The organism is Aneurinibacillus soli (assembly GCF_002355375.1).
In the GTDB taxonomy this organism is placed as follows: Bacteria; Bacillota; Bacilli; order Aneurinibacillales; family Aneurinibacillaceae; genus Aneurinibacillus; species Aneurinibacillus soli.
This window is the reverse complement of record NZ_AP017312.1, coordinates 3,953,351-3,975,000: the sequence shown is the minus strand read 5'-3', so window position 1 is coordinate 3,975,000 and position 21,650 is coordinate 3,953,351. Positions and strand designations below refer to the sequence as shown.

The following is a 21,650-nucleotide window of genomic DNA, read 5'->3' as shown; positions in this document are numbered from 1 at the left end:
AAAGCATCTAAGCGTGAAGCCCCCCTCAAGATGAGATTTCCCACAGCATAAGCTGGTAAGACCCCTTATAGATGATGAGGTAGATAGGTTCGAGGTGGAAGTGCAGCAATGTGCGGAGCTGACGAATACTAATCGGTCGAGGGCTTAACCTAATACAATGCGATTTTTCTTCTCCATTCAGTTTTGAGGGTACACGAAATGTTCCGGAGATCGTTTCCTCCTTTAGAGGAAAGTTCGGAGCATTTTTTATGTCCGGGCCCGTTGGAGAAGCGGCTTAACTCACATGCCTTTCACGCATGCATTCAGGGGTTCGAATCCCCTACGGGTCATTTCAAGGAAGTTCTGCTAAAGTCGCGACGTCCTGTCGCAACGCAGAACCTAGCACATCCTTATGTGTCGGAGGATTAGCTCAGCTGGGAGAGCATCTGCCTTACAAGCAGAGGGTCGGCGGTTCGATCCCGTCATCCTCCACCACATTTCTTCTATAAATCATATTATCGCGGGGTGGAGCAGTTGGCAGCTCGTCGGGCTCATAACCCGAAGGTCGCAGGTTCAAGTCCTGCCCCCGCAACCATAATATCATCCTAACTACGTCGAGTTATGTTCTAAGCTAGGATGAGACTGTAGTGCCTGAAAGGTGCAACCAAATATATGCGGAGCCGTGGTGAAGTTGGAGTTCACGCTGGACTGTCACTCCGGAGGTCGCGGGTTCGAGTCCCGTCGGCTCCGCCATTAATTTTTTGGAAATACATATTGATGTGGCTCGGTAGCTCAGTTGGTAGAGCAGAGGACTGAAAATCCTCGTGTCGGCGGTTCGATTCCGTCCCGAGCCACCACTAATAAGCCGGTGTAGCTCAGTTGGTAGAGCACCTGACTTTTAATCAGGGTGTCACTGGTTCGAGTCCAGTATGGCTCATCACTTACTATAATAGTAAGTCGGTGGACTCTCACCAGAATGGTGAACACAATATGCGGGTGTGGCGGAATTGGCAGACGCACTAGACTTAGGATCTAGCGCTTCGGCGTGGGGGTTCAAGTCCCTCCACCCGCACCATATCATGCGGACATAGCTCAGTTGGTAGAGCACGACCTTGCCAAGGTCGGGGTCGCGAGTTCGAGTCTCGTTGTCCGCTCCATAATAAGTGCCCGTAGCTCAATCGGATAGAGTGTCTGACTACGAATCAGAAGGTTGGGAGTTCGAGTCTCTCCGGGCACGCCATAGTATGTCGGGAAGTAGCTCAGCTTGGTAGAGTACCTGGTTTGGGACCAGGGTGTCGCAGGTTCGAATCCTGTCTTCCCGACCATTTTTATATCTAAATATGGCGGTGTAGCTCAGCTGGCTAGAGCGTACGGTTCATACCCGTAAGGTCGGGGGTTCGATCCCCTTCGCCGCTACCATATTTTCTATATATTGCGGAGGGATACCGAAGTGGTCATAACGGGGCGGTCTTGAAAACCGTTAGGGTGCAAGCCCACGCGGGTTCGAATCCTGCTCCCTCCGCCATAAGGGCCTATAGCTCAGTTGGTTAGAGCGCACGCCTGATAAGCGTGAGGTCGGCTGTTCGAGTCAGCCTAGGCCCACCATTTATATAGATTTTGCGGTCGTGGTGGAATTGGCAGACACGCTATCTTGAGGGGGTAGTGATCCATGATCGTGCGAGTTCGAGTCTCGCCGACCGCATCATAGAAACGCATGAAAATAAAGTAGCCCTATGTTCTCTGTTGGATTGAGAGAACAGGGCTACTTTTTTTATCATTTCAGCCGAGAAGACTCCCACTTCTAAGCGATAGCGAAAGTGTGGGATGAATCGGCTTCGGACTAGAGAAGGTTGTAGCCTTCTCACAAGTCCGACTGTTTTCTCTTTGAGCAGTCAGATACAATGAGAAGAAGGAGGTGACACACAAATGATCCAACACAAAGGCTTCAAATTCCGTATTTACCCGACTGAGAAACAGGCAACATTAATCAATAAAACGATCGGGTGTGTTCGGTATGTGTTCAATCACTTTCTGACGAAACGGAAGGAGGTTTATGAACAAGAACAAAAAACATTGAACTATACGTCCTGTTCGGCTCTCTTGACCCCGTTGAAAAAAGAATTCGTTTGGCTAAAAGAGCCAGATTCTACCGTCTTACAAAACGCATTGCAAGACCTGGATGCGGCCTACAAAAAGTTTTTCAACGAGAAAAAAGGGTATCCAAAATTCAAAAGCCGGAAGAATCGCAGGCAGTCGTACAACACTACGAACAACAAGGATGCGATTCGGATAGAAGGAACCTATATCCAACTTCCAAAACTTGGATTTGTACGCTTCGCAAAAAGTCGTGAGGTAGAAGGGCGTATCCTGTCTGCCACCGTTCGCCGAAATCCATCGGGCAAATACTTTGTATCGGTACTATGCGAAGTAGAGATGCAACCGTTACCGAAAGTAGAGAATCAGGTAGGAGTAGACGTCGGCGTTAAGCAGTTTGCCATTCTCTCCAATGGAGCAACGTTTGATAACCCCAAGTATCTTCGCAAGTATGAAGGGAAGTTGGCACGACTGCAACGCATCATGTCGAGGCGTACAAAAGGTGGTTCCAACTGGAACAAGGCGAGAATCAAAGTCGCTCGTCTGCATGAGAAAATCGCAAACTGTCGCACAGACTTCCTCCAAAAACTGTCTACTACGCTGATTCGTGAAAACCAAACAATCTGCGTAGAGGACTTGCAGGTGTCGAATATGCAGAAGAACCACAACCTTGCCAAGAGCATTTCCGATGCCTCATGGGCTGAGTTTCGTCGGATGCTGGAATACAAGGCAAAATGGTACGGTCGTACCCTTAGCTTTGTCGGAAAGACCTTTCCATCGAGTCAGCTCTGTTCCTGTTGCGGATACCGGAATAAAGAGGTGAAAAATTTGAACCTACGTGAATGGGATTGCCCTGAATGTCAGGCGCACCATGATCGGGATGTCAATGCCGCGATAAACATTTTGCAAGAAGGACTCCGACTGTTAGAAACATAATCTAACCAACCGTGGGACACACGGAGGTAGCTTGGGCGTACAGTGTACGAATTCTGCTCAGTAGAGCGGACGAGCCAAGAATCCCCCACTTCAAAAATCGTAAGATTTTAAGTGGTGGGAGTGTTCAAGGCGGCATTTATACCCGAGCGATGTGGCACATATGAAAGCCCTGGCGTTTCTGTACGGGCTGGTTGACGAAATCAGGCGTGGTGTACTAGCGACAATTGATGTATGTAGCGTTATCAATCACCAAACGCTTAAGCAACCAAACGAAAGAATAACAAAAAGGAGCTAACTCATAACCTTTTGAGTCAACTCCTCTTTAAAAGTTAGTTGTATTCTTGATTTACAGCTACCAATTCACCCTGGTTGTCGCCTGCTTCATGGTATAAACATCATTTGCCTGCTGTGGGAGTAGGAAATTTCATGACAGTTGCTCTACCATTGTTCCCATCGTCTGTAAAAGCGACATATGGCGTACCTTTATCGATGGCAAAGGAAATACTATAAGCAGGGTCGGATGAGAAGGCTCTGATTCCAACAAGATTCCAACTTGAGTTTGTGCTGTTGAATTTCATAATAATTACTTTGGTATTCTTGTCGTCTGCAAAAGCGATATAAGGCGTACTATTATCGATAACAAAGGAGACGTAAGCAGGACCAGTAGAGAAACCTGCGGTTCCGACAGGCTTCCAGCTTGAATGTGCCGTACTCACATATTTGCCATATATTTTGCTACAAGGTACAAGGACAGCCCACTTCTATATCGAATAGAAATAGAGAAGGGAAGGTGATCTCCATGATCAGAGTAATAGAAAGTCGTAGTGACGCTGTTGTAGCGATTGAAGTCAGTGAAAAGGTAACAAAAAAGGACTACCCCGATATTGAGCGAGCTTTCCGAGAAACAGCCGATCGTTATGGAAAGATTCGAGTGCTGATTATGGTTGGAGAATACACAGGGGTTTCCTGGGATGCTATTTTAGAAGATATAGAATTTAATAAGGAATTCTATAAGTATTACGACAAAGTTGCTGTAATAAGTGATCGGAAGTGGATGAAGCCGATTATCAAAATAGAAGATTATTTTATTAAAGCCGATATGAAGTACTTCGATCTCGAACAGCAGAATGAAGCGTGGGAATGGATCACACAAGAATAAGATAGGTGAGGGAGTAGTGAAAAGCTGCTCCTTTTTATTTTGCCCAGAAGGGCGGTGAGGAGGAGGTAGGATGGGAGAGTGGTTGTCTATGTATTGTGGGACAGTAGACAGCGAGAAACAAGACTCAGTGGAAATGGATTGCAGGAATATGAGCCAGTATTTGTACTTGGAACGCTGGTCGGAAACGTACTTGCGCGGCACGGTGTTTAGGTGTTTTTCACCTGGACTGGAGAGAGATCGCTGTCCAGTGCCACGAATTTGAAACAAAACAAAGATGAAAAAAATAGACGCAGGGAAAGTGATCGCATACCTGCAAGCAGCATGGAAGGAAGCGAAACCGGATGAGCAGAAGGAGATCGGCAAGCTAGCTGATACGGTCCGGGAAGCAGCTGGCATTATGGTGCCGCAAGAGACGTGGGATCTGGGACTGGATATGCTCAGCTATGCTGTAATCGGTGTTGGTGTGGTGTCTGGGTACACCGGAGAAATAGCACTTGTGAAAATTAGCTTAAAAATTGAAGCTAAAAGACGACTCAAATTCAAAATTGAATTTGAGTCGTCTTTTTTGATATCGTTTTTAATTTCTTTTGAAAAAACCAAGTGTTTTAGTGGTCTCTTTATTTGGGTGGTAATTTTTTTGTTAAGATGCTCCGTATGGCTGAGAGTATTCTGTACGTTGAGGTGTTTGTGGATAAGCTGTCATTTGTTGATTTGGATACTCCTGCAAAGCTACCCTTGTGTACGGCGCCATCTCTTGAGATGGATACATCTGTGATACTCCTCCTGTGTATGGAGTCATTTGCTGCGCTGGAGACATACTTCCTCGCTCACCTTCCCGAAAAAAGGGACCTCCAAATCCTCCGAATCCAAAGGGACTTCCAAACCCAAAGGGACCTCCAAATCCTCCGAATCCAAAGGGACTTCCAAACCCAAAGGGACCTCCAAATCCTCCGAATCCAAAGGGACTTCCAAACCCAAAGGGACCTCCAAATCCGAATCCATGTCCAAATCCGTGCCCAAATCCAAATGGTCGTTCCATATACTCTCCTCCATTAATTATATAGTTATTTGACTATGTCAGGGTATGATCTTTCTCATTAATGTGTTTACATTCAAAGGGGAAATGGGCTTGTTTACACATACTAAATATCCGAGGTGTAAATTTCCTTTTACGCGGAAACTGAAAACTACAAAACACCAAGAATAACCACATAGGGGGAATATCCTTTATGCCACACACCCAAGGTTATCAACAAAGCCGTAATACAAACAACCAGCCCCACAAGCACTAGACCAGATGAAGTATGAGATCGCTTCTGAATTCGGTGTGCAGCCCGGACCAGATATAGCGTCTCGCCAGAACGGTTCTGTCGGAGGCGAGATTACGAAGCGTCTGGTTCAGATGGCAGAGCAACAACTAAGTGGTAAATACGTGCAATAATATTCAATGTCCAAACATACAATAAACTATGAAGGGTTATATACAGTCAAAAGCCTCCCAGATGAGTGGGAGGCTTAATTTAGGAATATGGTGCTTTTTATTGATTTGATGATTTAAAAAAAAGGAATTTGTCGGAAAATGTATAATTAAAGTTAGATATAAAGATTTACGAAGGTGGTTTGCTAATGGAATTTATACTAGATAAAAAGACATCCTTTTTTGCAATACTATTTTTTATGGACCTCTGTCAATAGATTGGACACATGGAATCGAGAGAATTACGCCATCTGATAGTACGCACGTTGTAAAGCGTTTCTGATACTCATGTGAAGCATATTGACTACCCCGATCCGAATGATGCAGAACTTCGTTCTGCGGTCGCTGACGGCGATATGCTTGATCTAATGCCTCTAGTACAAGTTCTTTCGTCATCCGTTTATCCATGTGCCAACCGACAATATTTCGTGTATACAGGTCCATGATACTCGCTAGATACAACCAACCCTCTTGGGTAGGAATGTACGTAATGTCTGCCATCCACACCTGATTCGGTGCCTGGGCGCTAAACTTCTGAGCGAGTACGTTATCGTGAACGGGTAGGTTGTGTTTAGAGCTGGTTGTAGCCTTGTACTTCTTGACAGTACGGGATTTTAAACCCCGCTCTTTCATCATACGAGCTACTGTTTTCTCTGACACCTGAATGCCTTTCTGCCTTAGAACATATGTGATCTTCGGACTGCCATAGAGACGGCGGGATTCTAGAAAAGCGCGGCGAATCTGCGTCTCCAGCTCTTTTCGACGTTGACTCCTCTGGCTTTCCTTGCGTTTGATCCACTCATAATAACCGCTTCGAGAAACGTGGAGGACGCTGCACATCTTCGCGACACGGAGCTGAAAGCGGTGTTTGTGAATGAAAGCATAAACTAGCGCCGGTCTTTTGCGAAGTAGTGCATCGCCTTTTCTAAGATCTCGTTCTCCTTCTCTAAATCGCGAATCTTCTTTTGAAGATCTCGTAGGGCTTTCTCATCCGGTTTTAGCTGACCACTGCTGGGAAAGGCCTGTTCCCCATCCTTTCTGAACTCGGCCATCCAGCGATACAAAGTATTCTCGCTTAGCCCCAATTCCCGGGCAGTCTGTGCCACCGTCTTCTCCTGTTCATGAATAAGCTGAACCGTTTGAAGTTTAAATTTCTTATCGTACTTTTTTTCATAGTCAGATACCTCGATGTAGAATGCATTTGCTTTATTTTTGCACTCTCGGTTCTCTGTGCCCAGAATTCAGTCTATCAACATACAATGTTAAAAAGGTGATAGGATGATTATGAACATTATAAAGGATTTTTCGCTGCAACTAGCGTTTATAGCAACTCTAATATTCACCTTTGAAATATTTTTTGTGGAGAGGTCTGAGAGAAATAATCACGTAAAGATCATCCTCGCCGTATTATCGGGGCTGTCAATCCTATTATGTATGTCTTTTCCTGTTTACGTTATCACCGATACCCGTTTGGATACCAGAATCGTTCCATTGTTGTGGGGGACGCTATATGGTGGTTTGAGAACAGGTTTATTCCTATCTGCACTTATAATCCTATACCGATTTTATTTAGGGGGCGATCTGGGATTTTATACTACAATTCTGACCCTTTCATTTAGCATGCCGGTTATCCTATTCTTTCAAAAGTTCTTCACGAAAGCAAAGAAGAAAAAGAGGATACAAATTGCGCTTATACTAGCTATCCACTATTGTCTTGTTGGACTCATAATAGGGTCTTTCATTAGAGGGTTTTCATTCAAGGTTTTTCAGGTACAGTTCATTCATATCATTATTATTGTAGTGATTGTGTTGTTTTTCACTTCTTTAAACGAAACAATAAAGGAAATGATCAGAAAGAACCAGCAGCTGCAATCAGACGCCAAGGACGCGGAAATCGCCTTTTTGCGTTCCCAGATCAAACCTCATTTCCTGTACAACGCCCTGAATTCTATTGCCGCATTGTGCATCGACAAACCTCATAAGGCAGAGGAATTGACGCTGGATCTTTCGCAGTATTTGAGAAGTAGCTTTGATTTCAAACAACTGGATTCACTAACAACCATAGAAAATGAATTGGAGTTGGTAAAAGCGTATATCAACATCGAAAAGGCGCGTTTTGGCGCTAGATTGCGTGTGGAGTACGATGTAGATGCAAATCTGGATATCCTGATTCCCCCGCTGATTCTGCAGCCATTGGTGGAAAACGCCATAAGACATGGCCTGATGTCCAATTTACGGGGGGGAACCGTAAAAATATCCGTAAAAAAGGAAGAGGACGCCGTAGTCAGCTTTACCGTAGAAGATAATGGATGCGGTATGAGCGGAAAAAAACGGGATGAAATACTTAAATCGGATGTGAAAAAGAAGGGCATAGGGCTGTGGAACATAAGTCAGCGCATCCAGCTTCAGTACGGAAAAAGCATTCGTATTGAAAGTGCAGAAGGAATAGGCACGAAGGTTATCTTCGACATTCCCGCACGAGCGATCAAGCAGATTGGAGGTTGAAGCATGCTACGAGCGATTATCGTGGATGATGAAGAATTATCGGTGAAACGTTTGAAGAGGATACTATCCGAGAGCGGCCAGATCGAACTATGCCATGCGTTTCTGAACCCGTTGGAAGCGTATGAATTTGTGAAGGAGAATCCGATACATATCGCATTTCTGGATATTTCCATGCCGGAAATTAACGGTATGAGGCTTTCTAGTCTGTTGCTTGATCTCGATGCTTCCATAGATGTGGTCTTTGTAACCGCATATGACGATTATGCGGTTCAAGCCTTCGATATGAGCGCGCTGGATTATCTTATGAAGCCTGTAACCGTCCAGCGAATGTCAAAAATGTTGGACAAGATCAGAAAAAGATATCGGAGAGGGGAAATCGAGCCTTCCATGGAGGTTCTCCGACGGGATCAAGAAATACTGACAGAGCAGGAAACGAGGATTGTACGGATGATCGCGAGGGGATTGTCGAACAAGGAAATCGCCTATCACCTGAACATCGCGAGTGAAACTGTAAAATATCATATTAAAAATGTATACAGAAAGCTTGAAGTAAACAATCGGGTGAAAGCACTGCAGCGTGCCAAAGATTTAAATATACTAGTATGAGCGGTATTTGTCATTTTTTTGTTCCCCCCCCAAACGGGGGATTTTTTTTTGGCTGAAATAGTCTTAAAGTAGTGTGAAAGCAGTAAAAACTGACAAGAAGGAGAGGCGGATTTTTAAATTTATAATATTTTGGAGTTTTGGAGGGAATGCAATATGTCAATAAGGTATACAAAAGAATTATATTGGTTATTGGTTGTGGTTTTATTGACGGGTGCCATTTCCGTTAATTTCTCAACAAAAGCTTATGCAGCCATACGATCAGACGGTATTCATGAAGTCCCTACAAGCGGGGGATTTAAATTGCCTGCAATTGGGGGGGAATTCAATAGTCCTAAAGGAATAGCAGTAGACAGTAGCGGAAACGTGTATGTGGTGGATACTAACAACAACCGTATACAGAAGTTTGATTCCAGTGGTACGTACGTAACGCAATGGGGGAGTGATGGCAGCGGTGACGGGCAGTTCAGTTATCCTCAAGGAATAGCAGTAGACAGTAGCGGAAACGTGTATGTGGTGGATTCTAACAACAAGCGTATAGAGAAGTTTGATTCCAGCGGTACGTACATAACGAAATGGGGGAGTTATGGCAGCGGTGACGGGCAGTTCAGTTATCCTCAAGGAATAGCAGTAGACAGTAGCGGAAACGTGTATGTGGCGGATACTAACAACAACCGTATAGAGAAGTTTGATTCCAGCGGTACGTACGTCACGAAATGGGGGAGTTATGGCAGCGGTGACGGGCAGTTCCAATATCCTCAAGGAGTAGCAGTAGACAGTAGCGGAAACGTGTATGTGTTGGATTCTAGCAACAACCGTATACAGAAGTTTGATTCCAGCGGTACGTACGTCACGAAATGGGGGAGTTATGGCAGCGGTGACGGGCAGTTCCGTTATCCTCAAGTAATAGCAGTGGACAGTAGCGGAAACGTGTATGTGGAGGACTATAACAACCGTATACAGAAGTTTGATTCCAGCGGTACGTACGTCACGCAATGGGGGAGTGATGGCAGCGGTGACGGGCAGTTCAGTTATCCTCAAGGAATAGCAGTAGACAGTAGCGGAAACGTGTATGTGGCGGATACTAACAACAACCGTATAGAGAAGTTTGATTCCAGCGGTACGTACGTCACGAAATGGGGGAGTTATGGCAGTAGCTTCATCGATCCAAGTTTTAGTGCAACAGATAGCAGCGGAAACGTGTATGTGGCGGATACTAGAAACAACCGTATAGAGAAGTTTGATTCCAGCGGTACGTACGTCACGAAATGGGGGAGTTATGGCAGCGGTGACGGGCAGTTCCAAAATCCTCAAGGAATAGCAGTAGACAGTAGCGGAAACGTGTATGTAGTGGATAGTGACAACAACCGTATAGAGAAGTTTGATTCCAGCGGTACGTACGTCACGAAATGGGGGAGTAATGGCAGCGGTGATGGACAGTTCCAATATCCTCAAGGAATAGCAGTAGACAGTAGCGGAAACGTGTATGTGGCGGATTGTAACAACAATCGTATAGAGAAGTTTGATTCCAACGGTACGTACGTCACGAAATGGGGGAGTAATGGCAGCGGTGATGGGCAGTTCCAATATCCTCAAGGAATAGCAGTAGACAGTAGCGAAAACGTGTACGTGGCGGATAGTGACAACGACCGTATACAGAAGTTTGATTCCAACGGTGCTTACCTTACGCAGTGGGGGAGTAATGGCAGCGGTGATGGGCAGTTCCAATATCCTCAAGGAATAGCAGTAGACAGTAGCGAAAACGTGTACGTGGCGGATAGTGACAACGACCGTATACAGAAGTTTGATTCCAACGGTGCTTACCTTACGCAGTGGGGGAGCAGTAATCCAGGGGATGTTCAGTTCGTATATCCTTACGGAGTTACGGTGGACAGTAGTGGGAATATGTATGTACTGGATGAGAATTACGATACAGAAGATGACCAAATCAGGAAATTTAGTCCAAACAATAACGCTCCTGTAACTGGATTAACACTCTCGGCTGGAACGCTCAGCCCGTCGTTTACATCTAACATAACCTCCTACACGGCATCTGTCGCTACTAGTGTTGATACAGTGACGGTCACGCCGATGCTGGGAGATCCGACGGCGACAGTGAATGTATCTGTTGCATCTGGTACGGTTACAAGCACTGTAAACAACAACGTGACTTCGTACAGCGTACCTTTGAATGTGGGAGCGAATCCGATTCAGATTGTGGTGACCGCGCTGGATGGCACATCGAAGACATATACGGTGACTGTGACACGCGGCGAACCAGCGGCAAGCAGCAACGCCGACTTGAGCGGACTGACGCTGTCGAGCGGTACGCTAAGTCCCGTCTTCGCATCGGGGACGACGACCTACACTTCCAGTGTGGCTAATGGTGTATCCAGTCTTATTGCAACGGCGAATGTATATGATAGCAACGCTACGATGACAGTGAACGGAGCAGCGGTTGCAAGCGGGCAGGCAAGCGGCGCGATCAACCTGAGCGTGGGCAGTAACCCAATCACTATCGTAGTGACGGCGCAGAACGGCACATCGAAGACATATACGGTGACTGTGACACGCGCACAGGCTCCATCCAGCGGTGGCGGTGGTGGCGGTGGCGGTTCAATAACACCACCGACCCCAAGCAACGACAAAGTTACCTCAACAGATGGTAAACTAACGCTTCCCATAGGTAAAACAGGCAAGGTTAGCTTAGGAGATGCGGTCACGATCACTATTCCTGCCGATGCGGCAGGCAAAGAATTGAAATTAACGATAGAGAAATTGTCGGATACGCAAAAGCTTCTAACGAAAAAAGACGTTCTAGCCAGTCCGATCTATGAGATTTTGAAAAACTTCTCGGAGAACTTCAGTAAACCGGTAACGTTGACCTTATCATTCGATCCGGCAAGCTTGAAGAGCAACCAAAAGGCATCTGTATTCTATTATGACGAAGCGAAGAAGTCATGGATAGAAGTCGGCGGCAAGGTAAACGGCAATCACGTCACCGTAGAGGTCAATCACTTTACGAAATATGCGGTATTCGCTGTAGGTCAAGCAGCGGATATGCCAATAACGGATCACCCGACAGACACGAAAACGGAAGTTAACTTTAGCGATATCTCCAGACACTGGGCGGAGGCCAACATCAAGCAAGCGGTAAGCAGCGGAATCGTCAGCGGTTATCCGGACGGCACGTTTAAGCCGAATTCTACTGTGACTCGCGCGGAATTTGCGGTCATGCTGATGAATACGTTGAAGCCGCAAGGAGAAGGAGCGGCGCTGACTTTCACCGATACAGCGAAGATCAGCGTTTGGGCACAGAAAGCAGTCGCGCAAGCGGTGCATGCAGGCATTATTAATGGCTATGAGGACGGCACCTTCCGTCCGGATGCCGAGATTACACGTCCGGAGATGGCAGCGATGATCGCAAACGCTTTGGGTCAGTCTATCAAAGAGGATACTGCAACGGGCTTCGCGGACGACAAGGACATTCCGGCATGGGCGAAAGGCGCAGTAGCAGCGATGAAGAAACTTGGCATTATAGAAGGTAAAGGCACGAACGAATTTGCTCCTGGTGATAAAACAACAAGAGCAGAAGCTGTAACGGTTTTGCTGAAAATGCTGGCACACAAGAGCAAGTAAAGTAACAATCGTCAGCCTGAGCTGAATGGTATAGGTAAATAATCAGGGTTATCCGGTAGGCAGTCGAATGAACTGCTTGAGGGATAACCCTTTTTTTATATTTTATCAGAGTGGGGGGGCTGATAACAGTCGTCTTTTTGTATATCCCATCCCCTCGCTGAGCGACGGGGCATCTAAGGAGAGTGCGAAGTGTGAGTTGTATAGAAGAAATTAAAATATTTAAATGTATAAAAAAACATTCTATTTGAGGTTGTTATAAACATGAAAAAATTACCTATATGTTAGGGGGGAATACGCTAGAGGGGCGATAAAATGCACGATGAAGATGTAGCCGAAATCGAAAATTGTATGAGAATTTTAAGACGAATAGCTTGGAACATTCAATATCGTGAAAAAAAAAGAAGGAAAAAAGAATTATCTTTAGAAGAATATATCGGAAATGACCCTACCTCATTAATCATATCTAATTTATATCTTCACGATTTACTTAATAAAATTCCCTCTAAGCAAGCTAAATACATCATACAATCAAGCATCTTATATGGATTCACAGAAAAAGAAATCGCCGTTGAACTGAACATGACTCAACAAGGAGTAAACAAATGCAAAAAAAAGTGGTTAAAGAGTTTACAGAAGGATCTGCTTCCTTTTCTTCAATACTAGAAGAAGCAAGGTGTGGGAATAATGAATCGCTTATATACATACTAAATTTTTTTGATGATTATATTCACGAGTTAACTAAGTTTATTAAGGCCCCCAAGGAAGAAGTTGTTCAAGAAATTCAAGTAAGGTTTATTGAAGAAATAAGAAAAAATGGTTATAAAAAGTAGTTGTTAAATCGCTTTTATTTTTACCCTATATTCATGAAGGGATGAAATTACTTTATTTTATCTTTTCATTGAAGGAGATTTTCACTTGAAAAAACGTATGTGAGAGGGGTAAAAGTATGTCTGATGATTTCGGGAAAAAAAGTCAGTATGAATATCTCTATGCAGCGCTTCAAGATAAGTATCCTGGTATAGCATCTGGTGATGGATCATATGTGTTTCAATTTAGTGAGACACCACTAGAGGCAAGTTGGATTACTGGTACAGATATCAATGCTTATGGTATTGCTAATGCAGTATCAGTAGATCTAGGAGGGTTCTATGTACCTGGAGATGCACTTGATTCATCATATTCAACTTTGTTGAAATCCATTAAACCCAAAAATGGAGATGACAACAAAGATTATCTGAAAAAACAACAAGAATTAGGAGATTTAAGAAATCAACAGCAAGTAATAAGTGATAAGGCACGCAAAGATTATTATGTGTGGGCAGCAAATAATTCGAAATCAGACGGTACACCTCAGGAAACATTTTCAGAATGGTTAAATGATCCATTTGGTGGACAATACGTCGGTGGCCAGATGAATGATTTACAGGCAAAAGTGGTAGAAATCAACGATGAAATTGCAAAGATATTAAAAAGTTTAGATGCAGGTTTAAGTGATGCTATAAATAACCTGTCTAAAGATACTATGCCTATAAGTCGTGGAGGGGCTGCTATACAAGTACCTGCAATCACTATTAATGGTGATTTAGCCAAGGACAAGGTGCGTTGGGATCAATATTCGAATAATGAATATGATTTTGATGTAAGAATTAACAAAGATTCTGTAATTAAAAGTCCCTGGAAAACTGTTTATGACACAAAGGTACACCATGATTGTTTTTCAACCAGCGTATCAGTGAATATAAATACATCGAGGATCATAACAGATGCACACTACGAACTAAGATTTACAGCTGTTGGACTTCAAGCGTATCAAATAAGTAGAGGAACATGGTATAATGCAAGTTTTGTAAACCCTAATGTGGAAATTGTGCAGGGAGCTGTTGGGGTAACTAATGATAGTTTCTTTGGGGTAAGTGGAAGTCTTCATCTAATCCCTGAATCTATTTTAGTTATGTACAAGCCTGTTATCCAACTTACTGTATCAACAGAAGTGTATAAACAACAATTCGAAACGAATGCAGATGCAGATATCGATTGGGTAGACTTGTTCGGGTTCCGTTTTAGTATTGATGGAATTGCTTCTTTAAAACCTGTAGAAAACGGAAATAACACTACAACTATTACTTTCTCCAGTCCAAGTAATGCCAGCCCGCAAATTATTGGTGTAACTTCCAAAGTTGAATACAACGGACAGGGTTGATAAACAATTCCCAAAAAATAAGGCGGTGATCAATAATGCCATATGTACAAGGACCAGCAGGAAGAAATATGGGAACAACAAATACAAAACAAAAATCTGAAATTCAAGATGATATCATCAATGAAATTATTGACATTAGTACGATCATGAGAACAAAAGACAGTCTTTACACCTCTGATAAATTTCACCTAGATTCTAGACAAATAGGACAAGTATACAAAGTTGAAATTCAATATAAATCTGGCACCAAGCAGACAGTTTCGGTAATAGAAGTGAGTAATACTGCACAAAATGCTCAAGATGTTAGAACAGCCCTAACTAGCAGCTTAGGGGATGGTCATAAATGGATTGTAACTTGATGTATTTTTGACATAGAATGAACAGTTGAAAATCCTGGTATATTCCCTTGCGCAGTGCGTGGTAAAGCTATATTTAAAGGATGGAAAGCAAGTATGTATAGAGCATCTGTCGGATAAATTGGCAGGTGCTTCTTGTTTACCCAAGTTTCAATAGTTCATGCAAATCAAATATGGTATAGTAGTGGGGAAAATCGTGTCCGATTGACGACGAGAGATTATTAATGCCTGAAATGCTGATTCATGGCGCAACAGCAGTCGGAGCAAGATTACTTAAACAGCACGGCATTATGACAAGGAGATTTCAATGAATATCGCATTATCATTTATCAACACCCTCCTGATAAGCTTTGTAGAAATGCTTTATTTGGTAGGTGTTTTTATTATTATTGGTTTCCTTTTAGGATATTTAGAAAAATACTCAAATACATATTTGGTTCGAGCGTTGGGGCGAAAAGGAGTGATCCTGACCGCATGGATAGGCACACCGATTCACGAAATCGGACATCTTATCCAGTGTATCCTATGGGGACACAAGGTAACAAAGGTAAAGCTCCTGCAACTCAACAGTCCAGATGGTGTGCTTGGCTATGTTGAGCATCAATACAATCCAGCCAGCGTTTATCAGCAAGTCGGCAACTTCTTTATTGGGTTAGGGCCTATCTTTAGTGGAATTGCTTCTTTAATAGTAGGCATGTATCTTCTTGTGCCTCAATCGTATGCCACTTTTAAAGCCCAAATTCATCAGCATATATCTGTAGAGACGGTAGATATCAATGTGTTAAAAATGATAGGTGAAGCAGTGATGATGATAAGTAAGAGTATCTTTACTCTGCATAACCTGGTGACTCCTTCCTTCTGGCTGTTTATTGTGCTGGCTATCAGCATTTCTTCCCACGTTGCGTTAAGCAAAGCGGATATCCAAAATTCTGCAAGAGGACTCGTCATGATTTTCGCCTTGCTTGTTGTGTTTAACATTGTTGCAGGATTTCTGCATGTGAACAGCTATAAGATGATTGTTCAACTTGCAGAATACAACGCCTATGTCCTTGCATTTTCAAGTATAGCGGTGATCTTTTCGCTTGTAACGCTTGGGTTTAGTTTTCTTCTCTACAAACTGAAAGCAACATAAAAAAATGTGCAGCGACCTTTATTGAGGGGCTGCACATTTTTTATTGTTTCCTTAATCGTTCAGCAGTTGATTCAACCTTAAACAGACGGTTATTGAGAACGGTGATTTCCGAGTCTTTTTCTTCTAATTTTTGATCGATGCGGTCAAGCATAGCTAATACATCAGCCGGCTCATTCTCTTCTAGGTGCCGTACAGATTGCTCAATGACTTTCGTGCGCTCATTAATTTCTGCCACAGCTTGTTTGATAAGAGGAATATCAGATACATCTTCTTTGGTTGCCATCGTTTGTCTGATATCAGATGTATCTTCCTTAGTCGCCATTGTTTTTCTGGTATCTATAATTTCTTGTCGCAATCCTTGTTGTTCATCTTTGAGGCCCTTGAGTTCCTCCAAGATTTGCTGGAGCAATAGTTCGTTCATTATTATTCCTCCCGTGCATCTTCTTATCCCTACTTTATTTTGAGAGGGGAGAGAAGTCAAGGCGCAAGAAAAGTACCTGGATGCGTAGGATATGCTGTGTAGCAAAGTCTAATCTGGTCATCGTGGAGCCGAATTATTGATAGTGTTTTTTTAAAATAATCTGCTTATAATAAGTCACATGAAATAACTAAAAGGTCGGCCTAATCTCGAATTCGAGAGCGGAGGAACCAATCAATTATATTGGAGTGGAAAACGGGATGAAAATCAAACATTTTTTATTCGGCCGCCCGCTGTCAACAGAAGCGTTGCAGGAAGAGCGAATGCCGAAATGGATGGCTTTGCCGATCCTTTCATCCGATGCTTTATCCTCGGTAGCGTACGGGACAGAATCGATTTTAATTGCGCTTGTTGCTTATGGAACAGCTGCCAGGTGGTTTAGTCTTCCTGTTTCACTGGTCATTTTGATTCTCCTCTTTACCCTGATTATTTCGTATCGTCAGGTGATTAATGGATATCCAAAAGGAGGCGGGGCGTATGCGGTAGCGAAAGAAAACTTTAATCCGCTGATGGCGCTGATTGCCTGCGCTGCGCTGCTCGTCGACTATACGTTAACAGTAGCTGTATCCGCTACAGCGGGAGTGGCTGCCATTACATCCGCCTTTCCGAATCTAATACCGTGGAATGTTGAGCTTTCTGTGCTAGGCGTTCTGATTGTCGCTTTTATTAATATGAGAGGGGTTCGAGAAGCTGGTACAGTTTTTGCCTTTCCGACATACTTTTTTATTTTTAATATTTTTGCCTTGTTACTTGCTGGCCTGTATCAGGTTGTCGTGCATGGCATTCCTTCCACCTCCATTCCGATGCCGGCGCACATTCCACAGGGAGTTACCCTCTATGTTCTGCTGCGCGCTTTTTCATCGGGTTGTTCGGCTTTGACAGGTGTAGAGGCGATCTCCAACGCCACTCCAGTCTTTCGAGACCCAACGGTGAAGAATGCGAAAACCACGCTCTTATACTTGGGGATTTTGTTGTTTGTCATGTTTATGGGTATTACAATTCTGGCCAATTTATATGGAGTTGCACCAAGTCCAACTGGGAATCCAACCGTTCTTTCTCAGATTGCCTCCAACCTGTTTGGGTATTCCTGGATGTATTATTCGACACAAATTTCGACAGCGCTTGTCCTGTTTCTGGCTACCAATACAGCCTTTGCGGGCTTTCCACTTCTGGCTGCCATCGTGGCACAGGACGGCTATATGCCCCGACAGTTTTCCACACGGGGTGACAGACTTTCACTTAATGTCGGCATTATGGTTCTGTCACTCATGTCGATTCTGTTAATCATTGGATTTGATGCTGTGACCGATAGTCTGGTTCCGTTGTATGCCATCGGCGTATTTCTTTCGTTTACGATCGCGCAACTAGGTATGGTTAAGAAGTGGAGGATGGAAAAGCCTTCAGGGTGGAAATCGAAGGTATTTATCAATGGTTTGGGCGCGATTATGTCCTTTTCAGTTGTAATTATTTCTCTTGTGGAGAAATTTTCCGCAGGTGCCTGGACGATCGCCATTATTATTCCGATTCTTGTATGGATGATGTTTAGCATTAAAAGGCATTACGTAAGCGTTGCTAACCAGTTAAAGATGGATATCGATCACCCGCTACATCTAAAGAGTACGCTGATGATCGTTCCGGTAGGTGGAATCAATCAAGTCGTGCGCAATTCGATCGAATATGCCTTAGAATCCAGCCCGCCCGAGCAGATTATCGCGTTTCATGTGTCCATTGATAAAGATGAAGATGAGAAGTTCAGGGGAAAATGGCAAACGTGGAATCCTGGGATTCGCCTGGAAACTTTTTATTCACGTTATCGAAGCATCAAAAATCCATTGCTTCGCTTTATTGACCAGGTTCAACGGCGTGTCGATGGGAAATATGAAATCACCGTTGTTCTCCCAATCTTTATTACTAAAAAAACATGGCACCGGATGCTTCATAACCAGGCCGCTTACTTTATTGAACGCGCGTTGTTGAATCGGGAGGATATCATAATCGTTAAAGTGCCATTCCATTTAAAATCCTAACAAAAAAAACAGTCAGGGCGTTTTCCCCCTGACTGTTTTCTTATTTTGATATGACTGTTGTTGGTGTGACAGTTTTCTCTGATGAGAAGGACAACCAGACGAGAAAAAGACTTATAAACACCGACGCTCCCCCAACCCAACCGAGAGGAGCAACCGAATAATGATTCAAGATCAGGCCCCCCACTCCTGCTCCTGCGGCCAATCCCAATTGGAAGATGGAAGTATTGACACTTAGCGCAATTTCGGACGACTGAGGTGACAAGGTAATCAGATAATATTGCTGGGCAGGCACGGTCATCTGTACGGCACACATCCAAACCATCGTCGTAATCATGGCACCAAAAATAAGCTGCGCCATGAAGGGGAGGATGATCAAAATTGCTGCATGGAGGAATAAGCTTATGTAAAGCGTAGGTCGTACTCCCCATTTATCAGTAGCAAATCCTCCTATACGTGACCCTACTGCACTGGCTACACCGGCCAATAATAGCGTCGTGCTGACAACAGCTGTCGACATCCCGGAAGTAGTTTGCAAAAGCGGCGTAATGTACGTATAGACTGTTGAGTACCCCGTCACAAAAAGGAACGAAGTCAGCAAAGCTGTAAGAATCCTATTGTTTTTGAGAGAAGCAAGCTGTGTCCGCAAAGGGATGGCTTTCTGCCCTGACAGTTTGGGAAGGTACAGCGAAATGCAGAGAACAGGGATGATACTTAATGCCGCAATGATGGCGAAAACAGAACGCCAGCCCCACATTTCGCCTGCTATAGTTCCAGCAGGTACCCCTAGAACTAGCGAGACACTAAAGCCCATGAGAATGATCCCAATCGAACTCCCCCTTTTCTCGGGCGGAGCCAGGTTAGCAGCGACAGCAAGCGCTACCACGGTATAGACGCCTCCACTTAAGCCGAGCAGGATTCGGGAAGCCATCAAAACAGAAAAGTTAGGACTGAAAAATGCGAGCAGATTGCCAGCGATGAAGAGAAGAAGAACTGTGATAAGTAGTTTCTTTCGCTCCATACTTGCCGTAAAAGCGATTACCAGCGGTGAACCGAAGGCAAACGCTAAAGAAAAACCGGTTACCAATTGCCCGGCGAGTGAGAGTGGGACTTGCGTGTCCTTTGCAATCATACCGATAATTCCGGTGACAATTGATTCGGTAGTGCCCACCATGAACTCCCCCAGGGCAAGTAAGTAAATCACTTTATAGTAAGACAATAGCGTCACTCCTTAAACGAAGAATAATGGGTGTTAGTTTGTCGATTCCCGCGCGGGTGCGACAAGTATTGATCTAGTGACATATTACGTAAATAATTCTATAGTTTACATAGATAAATAAAGTTATTTCTTCTATATTGCTTTACATATTCAAGCTAATTTGGCGTATTTACTTAAAGAAATGAAAGGATGATTCATCTGGATCAGGTAGACTACAAAATTTTACATCTTCTTCACGAAAATGCTCGCATTTCGATGGTGGAAATTGGGAGGATCATTGGGATGACGCAGCCTGCAGTAAAAGAGAGGGTAAGGAGGTTAGAAGAGCAAGGTGTGATTACGGGGTATCATGCTGCCATCTCTCAGGCGAAGCTAGGCAAGAACACGACTGCTTTCGTCATGTTCCGGACGAAGAAATGCTCCGCCTTTATTGAATTCTGCAAGCAATCGCCCGAGGTGACGGATATGTACCGGATCAGTGGAGAGTACAACTACATGCTGAAGGTGGTGACTGAAACTACCGAGGAACTAGTGGCTTTTTCGGAAAGATGCGGTGATTTCGGTTACTCCTATACCTTGATTGCGCTGATAGCTCCATTTGAGCAAAAAATGATGTTTGATGGCAAGCGTGTTGATTAGCCACCAAATTAAGATTTCTATTTATTTATGATTACAACAGATTTGCTCTTCTCTATCTATGCCTCTTACAACCGCATAATTATTACCCCATGCACACATTGTGTTTAATACTGGGACAAACGATTTACCTAACTCCGTTAAGCTGTATTCTACTTTTGGCGGTACTTCCTTAAATACTTCTCTTCGGACAAGCCCATCCCTTTCCAGCTGCTTTAATTGATCTGTTAAGACTTTTTGAGTAATGCTCGGTATTAGTTCATAAAATTCCTTCGTTCTCATTGATTTTTGGCTCAAGAAAAAGAGAATTAAACATTTCCATTTTCCACCTACAGTATTCATGAAAATATTGATTCCAGTGTTTTGACTGCTCATTCTTTATTCCTCCTAAATAGGCACTTAAAGGTGGCTATACCACATTATTGTGCGTTATTTTCTCGTGTATTATTGTCCATTATAATCGACGGTGCAGCAAATAAAACATTTGGAGTGAATACAATGAGTGTAAGAGAAATTTTAGAAAAAAGACGTTCAGTTAGGCATTACGACTCAAATTATAAAGTCAGTTCAGAAATGTTGGCTTCATTGATTGAAAGTGCAAGTAAGTCACCTAACGGAAATAATATACAAGCAACCCGGTACCTAATCATCGACGATCCACATCTACGGGATTTATTATTACCGATAGCTTTTAACCAGCAGCAAGTAACAGAAGCGTCCGCATTAATTGTTGTACTGGGGGATTATCAAGCTTTTGAGAAGGAAAATATCATAAATATACATGAAGAGGGGTTTCAAAAAGGTTTTTTTGATGCGTCACTGAGAGATTATCTGGCGAGTGCTGCCATAAATTATTACGCGAATAAATCAAAAGAGGATTTAACAATTGAATTAACAAGAGATGCAAGCCTAGCGTCCATGTCATTACTTTTATTGGCAAACGAAGCGGGTCTTGAGACCATCACAATGTCAGGGTATGATTCGGAACAGCTAAAGTCGACATTGCATATTTCTGAGAGGTACTTGGACGTTATGCTTATAGCGATTGGGAAAGGTATTAAAGATGGTCACAAAACGGTAAGGCACGATGTCAATAAAGTGATTTATAAAAATAAAATACAGTAATTATTTCCTTCAAATTCATGAGAAAGACAGCGTTAAATTGAGTCTTATTTAATCATGAACAATCTTTTTTGCAAAAATTGAATAGAGA

At 43.5% G+C, this 21,650-nt stretch carries 20 protein-coding genes, 14 tRNA genes, 1 rRNA gene and 1 pseudogene (1 of these 36 cut by a window edge); 30 read left to right on the top strand and 6 right to left on the bottom strand.

Annotated features, from left to right (window positions below; translation table 11 throughout):
- From CB4_RS20055 to tnpB, 16 genes are all read left to right on the top strand, one after another.
- Positions 1-152: ribosomal RNA gene (locus CB4_RS20055) — 23S ribosomal RNA — on the top strand; it begins 2,787 nt to the left of the window's first position.
- 103 nt (positions 153-255) lie between these two features.
- Positions 256-329: transfer RNA gene (locus CB4_RS20050), tRNA-Glu, on the top strand.
- A 69-nt stretch (positions 330-398) separates the two neighbouring features.
- A tRNA-Val gene (locus CB4_RS20045) sits at positions 399-474 on the top strand.
- A gap of 24 nt (positions 475-498) precedes the next feature.
- A tRNA-Met gene (locus CB4_RS20040) sits at positions 499-574 on the top strand.
- Between the two features lie 81 nt (positions 575-655).
- Positions 656-732: transfer RNA gene (locus tag CB4_RS20035), tRNA-Asp, on the top strand.
- A 28-nt stretch (positions 733-760) separates the two neighbouring features.
- A tRNA-Phe gene (locus CB4_RS20030) sits at positions 761-836 on the top strand.
- 4 nt (positions 837-840) lie between these two features.
- Positions 841-917: transfer RNA gene (locus CB4_RS20025), tRNA-Lys, on the top strand.
- A gap of 54 nt (positions 918-971) precedes the next feature.
- A tRNA-Leu gene (locus tag CB4_RS20020) sits at positions 972-1,054 on the top strand.
- Positions 1,055-1,060: 6 nt separating this feature from the next.
- Positions 1,061-1,136: transfer RNA gene (locus CB4_RS20015), tRNA-Gly, on the top strand.
- Positions 1,137-1,142: 6 nt separating this feature from the next.
- Positions 1,143-1,219 (top strand) — tRNA-Arg (locus tag CB4_RS20010).
- Positions 1,220-1,227: 8 nt separating this feature from the next.
- Positions 1,228-1,304 (top strand) — tRNA-Pro (locus tag CB4_RS20005).
- 17 nt (positions 1,305-1,321) lie between these two features.
- A tRNA-Met gene (locus CB4_RS20000) sits at positions 1,322-1,398 on the top strand.
- A gap of 17 nt (positions 1,399-1,415) precedes the next feature.
- Positions 1,416-1,504: transfer RNA gene (locus CB4_RS19995), tRNA-Ser, on the top strand.
- Positions 1,505-1,507: 3 nt separating this feature from the next.
- A tRNA-Ile gene (locus tag CB4_RS19990) sits at positions 1,508-1,584 on the top strand.
- A gap of 14 nt (positions 1,585-1,598) precedes the next feature.
- Positions 1,599-1,681 (top strand) — tRNA-Leu (locus CB4_RS19985).
- A gap of 227 nt (positions 1,682-1,908) precedes the next feature.
- Positions 1,909-3,009 (top strand): IS200/IS605 family element RNA-guided endonuclease TnpB, encoded by a 1,101-nt coding sequence (gene tnpB, locus CB4_RS19980; protein ID WP_172890959.1) that lies wholly within the window; start codon positions 1,909-1,911, stop codon positions 3,007-3,009.
- A gap of 395 nt (positions 3,010-3,404) precedes the next feature.
- Here tnpB and CB4_RS21215 read toward each other — a convergent pair whose 3' ends face one another.
- Positions 3,405-3,725, bottom strand: coding sequence for a hypothetical protein (locus CB4_RS21215; RefSeq protein WP_146226599.1), 321 nt, complete (start codon positions 3,723-3,725; stop codon positions 3,405-3,407).
- A gap of 83 nt (positions 3,726-3,808) precedes the next feature.
- Here CB4_RS21215 and CB4_RS19975 point away from each other — a divergent pair, with 83 nt between their 5' ends.
- The 4 genes and pseudogenes from CB4_RS19975 to CB4_RS19965 form a co-directional block, all read left to right on the top strand.
- The gene (locus tag CB4_RS19975) at positions 3,809-4,168 is read left to right on the top strand and encodes a SpoIIAA family protein (RefSeq protein WP_096467452.1); all 360 of its coding nucleotides are present in this window, start codon (positions 3,809-3,811) and stop codon (positions 4,166-4,168) included.
- Positions 4,169-4,246: 78 nt separating this feature from the next.
- Entirely contained in the window at positions 4,247-4,378 is a 132-nt protein-coding gene (locus CB4_RS21940; RefSeq protein WP_258365635.1) for a hypothetical protein, read from the top strand.
- 64 nt (positions 4,379-4,442) lie between these two features.
- Complete coding sequence (locus CB4_RS21780) at positions 4,443-4,943, top strand: hypothetical protein (RefSeq protein WP_231956088.1); 501 nt, start codon at positions 4,443-4,445, stop codon at positions 4,941-4,943.
- A 501-nt stretch (positions 4,944-5,444) separates the two neighbouring features.
- Positions 5,445-5,609: pseudogene (locus CB4_RS19965) on the top strand (small, acid-soluble spore protein, alpha/beta type); the annotation flags it as partial.
- A 234-nt stretch (positions 5,610-5,843) separates the two neighbouring features.
- Here CB4_RS19965 and CB4_RS19960 read toward each other — a convergent pair.
- The gene (locus CB4_RS19960) at positions 5,844-6,521 is read right to left on the bottom strand and encodes an IS3 family transposase (protein ID WP_231956284.1); all 678 of its coding nucleotides are present in this window, start codon (positions 6,519-6,521) and stop codon (positions 5,844-5,846) included.
- 11 nt (positions 6,522-6,532) lie between these two features.
- On the bottom strand, positions 6,533-6,772 hold the full coding sequence (locus tag CB4_RS19955) for a transposase (RefSeq protein WP_231956283.1): 240 nt from the start codon (positions 6,770-6,772) through the stop codon (positions 6,533-6,535).
- Between the two features lie 157 nt (positions 6,773-6,929).
- Here CB4_RS19955 and CB4_RS19950 point away from each other — a divergent pair, with 157 nt between their 5' ends.
- From CB4_RS19950 to CB4_RS19920, 7 genes are all read left to right on the top strand, one after another.
- Entirely contained in the window at positions 6,930-8,150 is a 1,221-nt protein-coding gene (locus tag CB4_RS19950; RefSeq protein WP_172890932.1) for a sensor histidine kinase, read from the top strand.
- 3 nt (positions 8,151-8,153) lie between these two features.
- Positions 8,154-8,756: a response regulator transcription factor gene (locus CB4_RS19945; RefSeq protein ID WP_096467447.1), complete on the top strand. Its 603-nt coding sequence runs from the start codon at positions 8,154-8,156 to the stop codon at positions 8,754-8,756.
- Positions 8,757-8,909: 153 nt separating this feature from the next.
- Complete coding sequence (locus CB4_RS19940) at positions 8,910-12,392, top strand: 6-bladed beta-propeller (RefSeq protein ID WP_096467446.1); 3,483 nt, start codon at positions 8,910-8,912, stop codon at positions 12,390-12,392.
- 602 nt (positions 12,393-12,994) lie between these two features.
- Complete coding sequence (locus CB4_RS19935; RefSeq protein ID WP_096467445.1) at positions 12,995-13,222, top strand: helix-turn-helix domain-containing protein; 228 nt, start codon at positions 12,995-12,997, stop codon at positions 13,220-13,222.
- A 116-nt stretch (positions 13,223-13,338) separates the two neighbouring features.
- Positions 13,339-14,592 carry a hypothetical protein gene (locus CB4_RS19930; protein WP_096467444.1) on the top strand — a complete coding sequence of 418 codons (1,254 nt, stop codon included), beginning with the start codon at positions 13,339-13,341 and terminating at the stop codon, positions 14,590-14,592.
- 35 nt (positions 14,593-14,627) lie between these two features.
- On the top strand, positions 14,628-14,951 hold the full coding sequence (locus tag CB4_RS19925; protein WP_146226596.1) for a hypothetical protein: 324 nt from the start codon (positions 14,628-14,630) through the stop codon (positions 14,949-14,951).
- Between the two features lie 304 nt (positions 14,952-15,255).
- A complete protein-coding gene (locus CB4_RS19920) occupies positions 15,256-16,080 on the top strand; it encodes a hypothetical protein (RefSeq protein WP_096467442.1) in 825 nt (274 codons plus the stop codon).
- A 40-nt stretch (positions 16,081-16,120) separates the two neighbouring features.
- On the opposite strand, the gene CB4_RS19915 is transcribed toward CB4_RS19920, so the two are convergent.
- A complete protein-coding gene (locus CB4_RS19915) occupies positions 16,121-16,501 on the bottom strand; it encodes a hypothetical protein (protein ID WP_096467441.1) in 381 nt (126 codons plus the stop codon).
- Positions 16,502-16,758: 257 nt separating this feature from the next.
- On the opposite strand from CB4_RS19915, the gene CB4_RS19910 reads away from it, so the two are divergent.
- The gene (locus CB4_RS19910) at positions 16,759-18,585 is read left to right on the top strand and encodes an APC family permease (protein WP_096467440.1); all 1,827 of its coding nucleotides are present in this window, start codon (positions 16,759-16,761) and stop codon (positions 18,583-18,585) included.
- Between the two features lie 40 nt (positions 18,586-18,625).
- Here CB4_RS19910 and CB4_RS19905 read toward each other — a convergent pair whose 3' ends face one another.
- Entirely contained in the window at positions 18,626-19,810 is a 1,185-nt protein-coding gene (locus tag CB4_RS19905; RefSeq protein WP_231956087.1) for an MFS transporter, read from the bottom strand.
- Between the two features lie 180 nt (positions 19,811-19,990).
- Here CB4_RS19905 and CB4_RS19900 point away from each other — a divergent pair, with 180 nt between their 5' ends.
- Entirely contained in the window at positions 19,991-20,440 is a 450-nt protein-coding gene (locus tag CB4_RS19900) for an Lrp/AsnC family transcriptional regulator (RefSeq protein ID WP_172890931.1), read from the top strand.
- 21 nt (positions 20,441-20,461) lie between these two features.
- Here CB4_RS19900 and CB4_RS19895 read toward each other — a convergent pair whose 3' ends face one another.
- Positions 20,462-20,812, bottom strand: a complete 351-nt coding sequence (locus CB4_RS19895) for a winged helix-turn-helix transcriptional regulator (protein WP_096467438.1) — start codon at positions 20,810-20,812, stop codon at positions 20,462-20,464.
- Positions 20,813-20,842: 30 nt separating this feature from the next.
- Here CB4_RS19895 and CB4_RS19890 point away from each other — a divergent pair, with 30 nt between their 5' ends.
- A complete protein-coding gene (locus CB4_RS19890) occupies positions 20,843-21,562 on the top strand; it encodes a nitroreductase family protein (RefSeq protein WP_231956086.1) in 720 nt (239 codons plus the stop codon).
- Positions 21,563-21,650: the final 88 nt, after the last annotated feature.

What these genes read in the sequence shown, in the direction of transcription:
- CB4_RS19975 (WP_096467452.1), top strand. Translation starts at nt 3,809, where the DNA reads ATGATCAGAGTAATAGAAAGTCGTAGTGACGCTGTTGTAGCGATTGAA.
- CB4_RS21780 (WP_231956088.1), top strand. Translation starts at nt 4,443, where the DNA reads ATGAAAAAAATAGACGCAGGGAAAGTGATCGCATACCTGCAAGCAGCA.
- CB4_RS19950 (WP_172890932.1), top strand. Translation starts at nt 6,930, where the DNA reads ATGAACATTATAAAGGATTTTTCGCTGCAACTAGCGTTTATAGCAACT.
- CB4_RS19945 (WP_096467447.1), top strand. Translation starts at nt 8,154, where the DNA reads ATGCTACGAGCGATTATCGTGGATGATGAAGAATTATCGGTGAAACGT.
- CB4_RS19940 (WP_096467446.1), top strand. Translation starts at nt 8,910, where the DNA reads ATGTCAATAAGGTATACAAAAGAATTATATTGGTTATTGGTTGTGGTT.
- CB4_RS19935 (WP_096467445.1), top strand. Translation starts at nt 12,995, where the DNA reads ATGCAAAAAAAAGTGGTTAAAGAGTTTACAGAAGGATCTGCTTCCTTT.
- CB4_RS19930 (WP_096467444.1), top strand. Translation starts at nt 13,339, where the DNA reads ATGTCTGATGATTTCGGGAAAAAAAGTCAGTATGAATATCTCTATGCA.
- CB4_RS19925 (WP_146226596.1), top strand. Translation starts at nt 14,628, where the DNA reads ATGCCATATGTACAAGGACCAGCAGGAAGAAATATGGGAACAACAAAT.
- CB4_RS19920 (WP_096467442.1), top strand. Translation starts at nt 15,256, where the DNA reads ATGAATATCGCATTATCATTTATCAACACCCTCCTGATAAGCTTTGTA.
- CB4_RS19915 (WP_096467441.1), bottom strand. Translation starts at nt 16,501, where the DNA reads ATGAACGAACTATTGCTCCAGCAAATCTTGGAGGAACTCAAGGGCCTC.
- CB4_RS19910 (WP_096467440.1), top strand. Translation starts at nt 16,759, where the DNA reads ATGAAAATCAAACATTTTTTATTCGGCCGCCCGCTGTCAACAGAAGCG.
- CB4_RS19900 (WP_172890931.1), top strand. Translation starts at nt 19,991, where the DNA reads ATGATTCATCTGGATCAGGTAGACTACAAAATTTTACATCTTCTTCAC.
- CB4_RS19895 (WP_096467438.1), bottom strand. Translation starts at nt 20,812, where the DNA reads ATGAGCAGTCAAAACACTGGAATCAATATTTTCATGAATACTGTAGGT.